The organism is Isoptericola croceus, assembly GCF_029382255.1.
Taxonomy (GTDB): Bacteria; Actinomycetota; Actinomycetes; order Actinomycetales; family Cellulomonadaceae; genus Isoptericola; species Isoptericola croceus.
The window spans coordinates 1-262 of the sequence record NZ_JARLLG010000418.1 but is presented as its reverse complement, the minus strand read 5'-3'; the positions used below and the strand labels follow the sequence as shown (position 1 = coordinate 262).

Sequence of the window (262 nt, the reverse complement as noted above, 5' to 3'; positions counted from 1 at the left end):
CTAGCAAATCTTAATATCTTGCAAAGCTATGCTGATTATTTGTTGTTTTAGTTCTTGTTTTTTAAAAAATTGTAGTACCCCTGTGGTATAGTGTTTATCTTTAGGAATGGTACCACTTTTGCTATGTAGTTTGTTTTGATTCATATTATTTACCTTGCAGCTTTTGGAGGAGGATACTGCTCTGAAGAGGTTTAAATCATATAAGAACAGTGTGAAACAGGTCTCAAAGGTTGGGAATATTCTTACCGGCGTTGTCCTTTTC

Annotated in this window: 1 protein-coding gene; it reads left to right on the top strand. The window is 34.4% G+C overall.

The features are described 5' to 3' along the window. Positions 1–154 precede the first annotated feature (154 nt). Positions 155–262: hypothetical protein (locus PZC42_RS24875; RefSeq protein WP_498041210.1), on the top strand; the 108-nt coding region annotated here is incomplete at its 3' end.